The following is a 7601-nucleotide window of genomic DNA, read 5'->3' as shown; positions in this document are numbered from 1 at the left end:
GTTGGGGGCCGCCCCCCCCTACCACTCCCCCCCCCCCCCCCCGCGGGGGGGGCGGGCCCCCGCCCCCCCGGGGGGGGGGGCCGCCCCGGGGCCGCCCCCCGCCACCGTGAGGACCGGTCAGACCAGGGCCCGGCGGTGCGGCGCGAAACGCCGTCCGCCGGCCAGGCGCAGGTCGGCGAGCACGTTGATGCGGCGCAGCCAGCGGTCGGTGCCGTCGTAGCGCGCGGCGAACGGCCGCCGCCCGTGGACGGCCCGCTTGTTGTCCACGATGAGCAGCTCACCGGGGCCGACCACGACGTCCCGCAGCCCGGCGTCGATGGCCGCGGTCACCGCGTCGAGCGCCTCGAGCGCCTCGCTGTCCAGGGAGCGTGGCATGAAGGCCGGATCGATGCGGATGTAGGGAGCCTCGCGGTCGCCGGAGAGGACCGCCGTGCGGCGCGGCGCCGTCTGCTGGTCGGCGATGTCGCGGAACGCCTCGGCGACCCAACTGTCCTCGTCCAGGCCGGTGGTCCTGCTGTTGAAGGCGGCGGTGTGCGACTCGTCCGGCAGGATGACGAAGCGTTCCTGGAAGAGCACCTCCCGCACCCGGTCCTCCAGTTCGATGTCCTGGACGGTGGCGAAGGTGGTCGGCACCCGGTCGTGGTTGCGGATCCCCGCCAGCAAAATCCAGTCGGCGCGCAGCGGGTGGAAGGCGTCCTCGTTGTGCCACTCCAGGGTGGTGGTGGAGCTGGAGCCGAGCTGTTCCGCCTCGTGTCCCTTGATCGGGAACAGGTCGAGCACCAGACGGCCCCGCTGCTGGGTCACGAAGGAGACCGGGTCGCCGAGCAGCGAGCCGATCAGGAGCAGCAGGGCGGTGGCCCGTTCGGCCTCTTCGCTGACCGGTTCGTGCAGGTAGTCGGTGGGGGTGGGCCCGGCCAGGGCCTCGGACACGGGCAGGTTGGCGAGGACGAGACCGCCGTAGGGACGTCCGGTGAGCCGGAAGTCGACGAGATGGGACCGGATGCGCAGGGGTATCTCGTGGGCGAGCAGGGCGAGTTCGTCGAGCCGTCGGTCGAGCGGCTGTTCGTGGCTGCCCTCCAGCGCCGCCTCCGCCAGGTCCCGCAGGGCGGTGTGCTCCGCGTCCGTCAGTTCCAGGCAGGGCATGCGGTCGTCGGCACGCAGCGGGAGTTCCGCGACGGGAAGAGCTCCTCTGAAGTTCATGAGGTGTGCTTTCCTTTTCTGTACTCAGGCTTTATTCGGGACAGACGGACCCTCATGAGAGATATCGGACACATAGCGGTCCGGACGGGGGTAAACCTTTTCCGGCCTAAAAAACAGGGAAATTCGGGGTGCTCCCGATATCCTCGATCGACGTTCCGAGAACGCCACGGAGAGCCCCCTTCCCCCGATTCCGTCCACCGACTCTCGATCCCCGCGTCGCCGGAAAAGACTGGGTCAAAGCCTAGTCTCACCAGACACTTCGACCCAGCAACCGGCAATGTGAGCCGCGTCACTTCGCGTCCCGTGCATTTCCCGCAACTCTGCGGATAACCAAACCCTCCGAAGCATCCCCGGGCATTCTCGCGCGCCTCGGGGTTACCGGTTCGATTTCCTGACACGCATCTTCTCCTGTCCTTTCCAAGCCGAGGAGTCACCGTTGTCGAAAGGCCCTGACCCTACCCCTGGACCGACGCGCTCCTCACCCGGAACCGCATCTTTCGGCCACGCGGCGGAAAGAGACTCCGCGGCAGTGCGGGCCCACTGGCTCGCGATGCTCCAGGGCATCCGGCGGGAGCCCCTGCTCGAGCCGGGCGGCGCGACCGCGCCGGTGCCGGAGGCCGCGTTCGTGCCGGCCGGTCCGGCCGCGGCACTGCGGCGCATCGCGGGCGACGATCCGGTCGGCCTGCACCTGCTGCTGTTCGCCGCCACACGGCTGTGCCTGACCGCCTTCGGCGCGGCCGGGGACCTGGCCGTGCTGAGCCCCTCGCCGGCCGACCCGGACGCCGAACTCGCCCTGCGGACACCGCTCGGCCCGACGACGCCGATGACCGAGTTCCTCACCTCTGCCCACGCCGACCTGCTCGCCGCGACCCCGTTCGCCTGGCGGCACCGTGGATCGCTGGCCGCGCAACTCGAGGCGGCGGGTGCGGCGGAGAGCGACGCCCTGTCCCAACTGGCCGTACGGTGGCAGGTGTCCGGGGAGACCGACGGACCGGCGCGCGCCGGGGTCGAGGTGCGCGGACGGCTGGAGGAGGACGGCACCCTGCGGGTGGAGGCCGTGTCCGCGCACGGGCGGGTGCCGGTGGCCGTGACAGGCCTGCCACGGTGTGTCGCCGCCGCGCTGAGCGACCTCGGCCGCGATCCGCGGCGCCCCGCCGGACAGGTGGACGTGCTCGGACCGGACCAGCGTGCCGAGCTGGAGCGCTGGAGCGGGCTGCCCCTGCCGGCCGCCTGTCCCGCCCTGTCGCTCCTGGACCTGGTCGACGCGACGGCCGCGCGCAGCGGGGACCGGACCGCCGTCGTCGACGGTGCCACCCGTCTGACGTACGACGACCTGATGCGGCAGGCGGCGCTCCTGGCCGGTGAACTGCGCGCCGAGCACGGCGTCGGCCCCGGCGACCGGGTCGCCGTACTGCTGCCGCGCGGCGCGGGCCTCGTCGTGGCCGTGCTGGCCGTCCTGCGGGCGGGCGCCGCCTATGTTCCCGTCGATCCCGGCCATCCGGAACAGCGCATCAGCCACCTCCTCCGGCTGAGCGAGGCCAAGCTCCTGATCGGCGACCGGCCCCCCGCCGACTGCGCCCTGCCGGCCGTTCCCTCGGTCCGGGTCCTCGGGGACCGGCCGGCCGCCGCGGCCGGCCCGTCGCCCACACCGCGGGTACGGCCCGAGGACGAGGCCGTGGTGTTCTTCACCTCGGGGTCCACCGGGCTGCCGCGCCCGGTGAGCATCCGGCACGACCAGCTGCGCCACAAGGTCGTCACCTCCGCGGAGCAGCTCGGCATCGACGCCGGCGTCCGGACCGCCCTGCTGTCCGCGCTCACCTCGGACGCGACGGCGTACCAGATCTTCGTGACGCTCGGCGTCGGCGGCACCCTGGTCGCGATGGGAGCACCCGACGAACTGGACCCCGTCACCTTCTGGGAGCGCGTCCGGACCGAACGGGTCAGCCTCCTCAACTGCGTCCCGGGCCTGCTGTCGGCCATGCTCGAGGCCCTCCCGCCGACGGCCGGGCTGCCCCTGTCCCATCTGATCCTCGGCGGCGACGCCGTGCCGCGCGGCCTGATGGCCCGCACCGCAGGACGGCTGCGCATCGGCACGCTGGTCAACCTCTACGGCCCCTGCGAGGCGACCGTGGAGTGCGCGTCGTACGTGTGCCCCGGCGACCGGGCCGCCGAGCTGATGTCGGTGCCCATCGGCTCCCCCTCCCCGGGTTTCGGCGTGCTGCTGGTGGCGGAGTGGGGCATGCCGGCGCCCGTCGGCGTCCCCGGGGAGATCTATGTCGCCGGTCCCGGCGTGGCGGCCGGCTATCTGAACGCGCCGGAGGCCACGGCGGAGCGCTTCGTCCCGTGCCCGGTCGGCGACGCCGGCCACAGCTTCCGCACGGGTGACCTCGCCCGCTGGAACGCCGACGGCACGCTGGACTTCCTGGGCCGGATCGACAGCCAGGTGCAGCTGCACGGCCAGCGGGTGGAGCCGGGCGAGGTGGAGCAGGCCCTGGTGCGGCTGGCCGGGGTGCGGGAGGCGGTGGTGCTGCCCCGGCCGGCCGGGGCCGACTCGGTGACACTGGCCGCCTGGTACACGGCCGACACCGTGGTCGAACCGGCCGTCGTACGCTCCCGGCTGGCCGAGGGACTGCCCGCGCACATGGTCCCCCGCCTCCTCACCCAGCTGCCGGCACTCCCCCGGACACCGCACGGGAAGATCGACCGGGCCGCGCTCGCGGCCTCGCCCGATCCCCGGGCCACCGAGGTCTGGGCGACGTACGACGACGCCTCACGGACGGTCGCCGGCGCCTGGGAGAGCGTGTTCGGGCAGCCTCCCCGCTCCGCCGACGAGGACTTCTTCGAGGCCGGCGGCCACAGTCTCACCGCCGCCCAGCTGGTCAGCGCCCTGTGCGCCGCGGAACCGGAGTGCGGGGTCGCCGTACGGCAGATCTTCACCGCACGGACCCCGGGGGCGCTGGCCGAAGCCGTACGGCAGGGCCTGGACGACGCACGGCCGTCTCCCGCCGCGCGGGCCACCGCGCCCGCTGCCACTCCTGTGCCGCCGGCTCCCGGGGAGCCGCTGCCGGCCACGATCGAGGCGAGCAACGCGCAGCGGCGCATGTGGCTGCTGGAGGCGCTGGACGAGGGCGAGTCGCGTGCCCACAACATGGTGGAGGGTTACGAGCTGGACCGTCCGCTGTCCGAGGAGGCGCTGCGCGCCGGGGTGCGCGCGGTGGTGCTCCGGCACGAGTCGCTGCGCACCACGTTCGACCTGCCCTCGGACGGCTCGGGCGCGGAACTGCGGCAGGTCGTGCACGAGGCCGGTGACCTGGACCTCGCTCCGCTGGTCCAGACGGTCGCGCCCGAGTGCTTCGAGGCCGCGCTCGCCCGGGCGCGGGACGAGGAGACCAGGTGGCGTTTCGACCTGGCCACGGGCCCGCTGTTCCGGCTGCGGTACCTGAGCGCCGAGGGCCACCGGCCGGTGCTGCTGTTCAACGTCCACCACTGCGTGAACGACGGCTGGTCGTACACCGTGCTGGTGCGCGATCTGCTGACGGCGGCCGGCGCCGCCGAGGCGGGGCGGCCCGCCGTGCTGCCCCCGCTGCCGGGCTACCGCGCGCACACGCGGGCGCTGGCGGACCGGCTGACCACAAGGAACGGGGCGGCGCACTCGGTGTACTGGCGGCAGACGCTCGGCGATCTGCCCCCGCTCCCCCCGCTGCCCGCCGACCACGCGCCGGGCGCCGTCCGCGACAGCGCGGGCGGCCAGGCCCGCGTGCCCCTGGACGAGGAGCTGACGGGCCGGCTGCGCGCGGTGGCCGTGCGGGCCTCGGCCACACCGTTCATGGTGTGCGTGGCGGCGGCCCGCGTGCTGCTGCACCGGCTGACGGGCCTCGCGGACCTGCCGCTCGGCACGGTGGTGGCCGGCCGCTCGGCGCCCGGACTGGCGGAGGAGGTCGGCCTGTTCGCCAACACGGTCGTCCTGCGCACCGCGCTGGATCCGGCGGACTCCTTCGCCGGCCTGCTGGAGCGGGTCCGCCGGACGGCCCTGGACGTCCAGGAGCACGAGGAGTACCCGTTCGACCGGATCGTGGAGGACCTCGCGCTGCCGCGGACGGCGGGCCGCAACCCGCTGTTCGACGTGCTGGTGGAGACCGTGATGTCGCCGGTCGTCACGGCCGGCGAGGGCGACGGCCGGCGCACGGCCCGGCATCTGGACGAGCCGCCGCAGGTCGGTGACTTCGACCTCTCGTTCGGTTTCCGGTTGCCGGAGCCGGGCACCGCCCGGCCCGCGGAGATCCGTGTCGGCCACCGCCTCGACCGGTTCACGGCGCACAGCGCCGCACGCATCGGCGAGCAGCTGCGGGAGGTCCTGCGGGCCGTCCTGGACGACCCGGACGCGCCACTGGCCGGACTGCCCGCCGCGGCGGCCGGCGCGGGCGGTGGGCCGGCGCGCACCACGACCGACCTCGCCCTGTCGGAGAGCGCCGTACGCGCCCTGGCCCGCATCAGTGGCGGGCGGGCGGCCGAGGAGCTCGTGGTGCTGACCTCCGCGGTGGCGCTGCTGACCGCCGGCCCCGACGGGCCGGGCGAGCTACAGGTGCAGCGGGCGTCGGCGCGCGTCCGCTGCCCGGTGGACGTGGCCATGGCGACCACCCCGGCCGACCTGGTCGTGGCGGTGGACCGGGCGGTCCGGACGGCGGCCCCGGCCCGCGGCCTGCCCACGGTGCTGGTCGCCTCGGAAGCCGTCGCCCCGCCGGCCGGCCGGGTGCCGCTGAGCGTGACCCTGCTCGGGACGGCCCGGACCGGCCGGCGGGTGCTGCGGCTGGAGGCGGACCCGCAGAGAGCGGGGCAGCGCACTGCCCAGGCGCTGCGCCAGGGCCTCGACCAGGCACTGAGCTGCTTCGCCCAGCCCCGGGAACCGTTCCCGGACGGCATCACCGCGCCTGCCGCACCCGTGCTGCACGGCGCCGACAACGGGGGGAACCTGTGAGTCCTGATCTGGCCGTCACCCATCTCGTCGGAGCGTCGGCGGTGATCCTGCTGGCCGCCCACGCGGGCGGGTGGGTGTCCCGCAGACTCGGCCAGCCCACCATCGTGGGCCAGCTGATCGCCGGCATCGCCCTCGGCCCCAGCCTGCTGTCCCAGCTCCCCGACTCCGTCGGGGACACGCTGTTCCCCCAGGCGATAGCGCCGATGCTGACGGGACTGAGCCAGGTCTCCCTGGTGCTGTTCCTGTACGTCGTCGGGTACGAACTCGACCTGAGCCTGTTGCGCGGCAGGTCCCGGACCACGCTGACGGTCGCCGCGGCGGCGTTCGCCGTGCCGATGGCGGTGGGCGCGGGCGCCACGCTGCTGTTCCACGGCACGCTGGAGAAGCTGGGCGTCCCGCACCACATGTCGGTGAGCTCGGTCCTCTTCCTGGCCGTCGCGTTGTCGATCACGGCCGTACCGGTGCTGGTCGTCGTCGTGCGGGAGAACGGGCTGGCCGGGACGGTCCCCGGCGTCATCGCCGTCTCGGCCGCCGGCCTGATCGACGTCGTCGGCTGGGCAGTCCTGCTCGGCACCCTCATGCAGGGCAAGGGCGGCGGATCCGGGATGTCACTGCCGGTCCGCCTGCTCCTGCTCGTGGTCTTCGTCGTCGTGATGGTCTGGCCCGCGCGGCTGCTGCTGAAGCGGTTCCACCGCTTCCCCGGTGTCTCCGCGCAGCCTCGGCTGGCACTGCTGATCGGGTTCGCCTTCACGGCCGCGTGGGCGACCAGCGCGCTCGGCCTGCACGTCATCTTCGGGGCGCTGCTCGCCGGGGTGGTCACGCCGCGGGAGCCCGACGGCACCCTCGATCCGGAGCTGGTGCGCTCGCTGGACAGCGTGGGATCGCTGCTGCTGCCGTTCTTCTTCGTGGTGTCGGGCCGCAGTGTCGCCGTCGGCGCGCTGGGCGGCACCGCGGTGGCCGTACTGGCGGTGACGACGGTGCTCGCCGTCGTCGCCAAAGTGGGTTCGGGCGCGCTGGCGGCGCGTGCCTGCCGGCTGGACAACCGTACGTCGCTGACCATCGGGGTGCTGCTCAGCACCCGCGGGCTCACAGAGCTGATCGCTCTCAACGCCGGTCTGGAGGCGGGGCTGTTGAGCGGGCCGCTCTACACCGTGTTCGTGCTGATGGCGATCGCGACCACGCTGCTGACGCAGCCCTTGCTGATCCTGTGCCGCCGCGTGCGGCCGACGGACGCCGGCCCGCGGTCCTCGGCGGGCCCGGTCTCCGCGGCCGCCCCGGGCGGCCACTGACGGGCCCTGGCGGTACCGGTGCCGCGGTCCGGGTTCCGGCCCGGACCGCGGCATTCGTGTCCGTGTCGGTCTTCCCGGGCGGCGGGCGGCGGCGGTGTGTCTGCCGTGGCGCCGCACGAGAACAGCGGGTTCACCTC

At 74.1% G+C, this 7601-nt stretch carries 3 protein-coding genes; 2 read left to right on the top strand and 1 reads right to left on the bottom strand.

Translation table 11 applies throughout. From position 1 onward, the window contains the following. Window positions 1-117: 117 nt before the first annotated feature. Window positions 118-1200: a guanitoxin biosynthesis L-enduracididine beta-hydroxylase GntD gene (gene gntD, locus ACF1BE_RS08485; RefSeq protein ID WP_392198190.1), complete on the bottom strand. Its 1083-nt coding sequence runs from the start codon at window positions 1198-1200 to the stop codon at window positions 118-120. Between the two features lie 529 nt (window positions 1201-1729). Here gntD and ACF1BE_RS08480 point away from each other — a divergent pair. Then, on the top strand, window positions 1730-6175 hold the full coding sequence (locus tag ACF1BE_RS08480) for an amino acid adenylation domain-containing protein (protein ID WP_392198189.1): 4446 nt from the start codon (window positions 1730-1732) through the stop codon (window positions 6173-6175). Further along, entirely contained in the window at window positions 6172-7464 is a 1293-nt protein-coding gene (locus ACF1BE_RS08475; RefSeq protein WP_392198188.1) for a cation:proton antiporter, read from the top strand. Before ACF1BE_RS08480 ends, ACF1BE_RS08475 begins: the two co-directional genes overlap by 4 nt. The last annotated feature ends 137 nt before the right edge of the window (window positions 7465-7601 follow it).

It is taken from the genome of Streptomyces sp. NPDC014991 (genome assembly GCF_043080665.1).
Taxonomy (GTDB): domain Bacteria; phylum Actinomycetota; class Actinomycetes; order Streptomycetales; family Streptomycetaceae; genus Streptomyces.
Note: the sequence above shows the minus strand (reverse complement) of the source record. Positions and strands in the feature narration are given on the sequence as shown.